Below are 2,630 nucleotides of genomic sequence, written 5' to 3'. Positions count from 1 at the left end.
CGGGCAGCTATGCCGATCCCTACCGCACGAATACGGCGATCAGCGTCACATGGCCGGCCGCCTTTGTCAGCGGCAGCACGCCTGCCGTTGCGCATCCGCCGCTATGATGCGCCCGAGACGCTCTTCTACCTCGATCCGCCCTATTGGGGCTGCGAGGGCGACTACGGCAAGGAGCTCTTCAGCCGCGATGACTTCGCGCGTCTCGCAGACGCCTTGCGCGGCATCGACGGGCGGTTCCTTCTGTCGATCAACGATGTGCCCGAGATCCGCGAGATTTTCTCCTGGGCGGAGATCGAGCCGGTGCGCACCACCTATTCGATCGCCGGGAAGGGCCAGAGCACACCCGCCGCCGAGCTCCTGATCCGCGGGCGCGCGACGTAGGGGCAGGGGGCGCCTGCGCGGGGGGAGGGGAGCCCCCCGCGCTGTGCTTTGGCTGAAGGCGCGCAGAGGCGGGGGGCTTGTTGGGCCGCGTCTAATCCGCGGCGTCGGGCGATTGCCGCCATCCGCGACTCGCTCCTGGAGCGACGCGATGCGGACGGAGCGGGCATTGGGTGAGGGGCGCGCTTGGCCAAGGTTGAACTTGCAATGATCCGCAAGTATGCCTGCGTAGCCGATAATAGAGTCGCAGGGTGGTGTCTCCTGCGCCCGTTCTAAACGGGTTCTTCCCAGCCACGGCGTCAAACCTGATCTGATCAGGAAGGCGCAATGTCTGTGGACCCGGCTTTCCCGATCATCACCCTCTTGCGGACCGCCATCGTGCGGCCGGGAAAGCGCAATCGTCATGCAAGTGCATATCGTTTCATATCTTGCCCTCGCCGGAGCCATCATCTCCGAAGTGACGGGTACGGCGTATCTTCAAAAGTCCGCGCAGTTCACCAAGCTTGCCCCCACGGCTATCATGGCCGTGTTCTACATCCTGTCGTTCTATTTGCTGTCGGTCGCACTGCGGACGCTCCCGCTAGGTGTGGCCTATGCAGTTTGGGGTGGCTTGGGCATTGTCCTCACGGCGATCATCAGTGTCGCCGTTTTCAAGCAGACACTCGACGCGATGGCTATTTTGGGGATTGCTATGATCGTTGGCGGTGTCGTCGTTGTGAACGTATTTTCGAACGCGTCTCACTGAATGCTCGCCCTACTCAGAGCGGATCCAAGCGTCTGCTCTGGGCTCGAAGCGGTCATGCGGCGACGCAGCGGCAGCCCTCGGGCGCGCAACGCCACGCCCGGCGCGAAGCGGTCACTCGCGAATCGCAAGGCAAGCGACGCGATGCGTAGGGAGCGGCCCTTCCGGGGCTCCGGTGCCGAACGGCGCGGACCCACCTGCCCGGTCCAAAGCTGCCGTTGACTAAGATCACCATTGCCGCAGCGCGGCTTTCCTCATACCGGACCTTCATGGTGCCGCGCAGCATAGCCCATGGCCCCAAGGTCGGCAGAGCGAGACGGCGTGTCCGTTACCTTTGATACCGTGAATGGCCGCTTTCGGATTTCTGGAGAAAAATCGTCGCTTCCACCGGTGACAGAAGCGTATGCGTATTGTCCTGGGCCGACCACAGTTGCGAGAAAATTGCCGCTCATCTATAAAATAATCTTAGAAAACACTTGATGAGGCCACTTTATGCGACCGTCACCGCAGGAAGCGCTTGACCCATCCATGCGATCGAACCAGACGTTCTTCGAGTGGTTTAGCGATGTTTCGCAAGTTGATCTGGCATCGGATAGTTACGATGAAATAATGGGATACTTCGCTTCGAAAGGTCCAACGTGGTATCGCTTCCTGCACGAAGAATGGTCGAAATTCCACAAAGATTATTCTGGCTTTGCAATACCTTCGTTAGCGAACGCCGCGCCGGGTCGCCGCCCTCTAATTTGGAATGAGTTTGGCACAGCTGGGTCTTATCAAGGCATGGGGGGCATAGACCCTTGGCTCGCCTTTTTTGGGCCGCTTTTTTACGATGGTATCGTATTTACCGACGCCATAGCTGTGCCGAGTGAACTATGCCGGACCCGGAACCGAGAGGATCTTTTTGGCTATCATGCCCGCGATAGATTTCTCGACTTCATCGATATCTTAATTGGGTATGCACCGCTGTTTACCACTGGCCAGATGGCGGTACTTTCAGAGAGAACGGCGTACGGTGCAGCTCTCCCGCCATACCCGCACGAAAACCCTTGGGAAAGCGAGTACATCCAGCAGGACCTGATGGGGCGGAAGATGCGCGGCGAGCTGTCAAAAGAGCAAGACCGTGCTGCGGCAGGGATTGCACGGCTGGCAGGCTATCTGCATCTGGCGGAAGCGCATAAACTCGATCCTATGATAAGCGATGAGCTAAGCATTCAAGCCGATTTGCTCTTTGACTATCTCGCTGAAGTTGCCTTTGCAGGCGCTCCCAAGAACGCTACCGCGGAACTCATTCAAGCTCCTAAGTTCCAATTCAGCTTCCTCCAAGGGCAAGCGCCAAAAACACGACGAGAGGCTGCTAAGCTCATGTCGCAGTTGATCTATGACGACCACTGGGGGCGTGTGCGTGAGATAGTTAACAGGTTGCTGAAATAGTCAGGCGACGAGAAGGATCTTCCGTGATCGGGAGTTTCTGCGGCTGCGTGTCCCTCCGGGCCGCCACGCTTCCGCGTCA

At 58.9% G+C, this 2,630-nt stretch carries 3 protein-coding genes; all 3 read left to right on the top strand.

Features of this window, described 5'->3' with window-relative positions; genetic code table 11:
* Positions 1-87: 87 nt before the first annotated feature.
* The 3 genes from CRO22_RS18365 (at position 88) to CRO22_RS18355 (ending at position 2,551) form a co-directional block, all read left to right on the top strand.
* The gene (locus CRO22_RS18365) at positions 88-381 is read left to right on the top strand and encodes a DNA adenine methylase (RefSeq protein WP_394341509.1); all 294 of its coding nucleotides are present in this window, start codon (positions 88-90) and stop codon (positions 379-381) included.
* 400 nt (positions 382-781) lie between these two features.
* On the top strand, positions 782-1,123 hold the full coding sequence (locus CRO22_RS18360; protein ID WP_097071585.1) for a DMT family transporter: 342 nt from the start codon (positions 782-784) through the stop codon (positions 1,121-1,123).
* 525 nt (positions 1,124-1,648) lie between these two features.
* The gene (locus CRO22_RS18355) at positions 1,649-2,551 is read left to right on the top strand and encodes a hypothetical protein (protein ID WP_141399492.1); all 903 of its coding nucleotides are present in this window, start codon (positions 1,649-1,651) and stop codon (positions 2,549-2,551) included.
* Positions 2,552-2,630: the final 79 nt, after the last annotated feature.

Source organism: Rhodobacter maris (genome assembly GCF_900217815.1).
GTDB classification, from domain to species: Bacteria; Pseudomonadota; Alphaproteobacteria; order Rhodobacterales; family Rhodobacteraceae; genus Rhodobacter; species Rhodobacter maris.
Note: the sequence above shows the minus strand (reverse complement) of the source record. Positions and strands in the feature narration are given on the sequence as shown.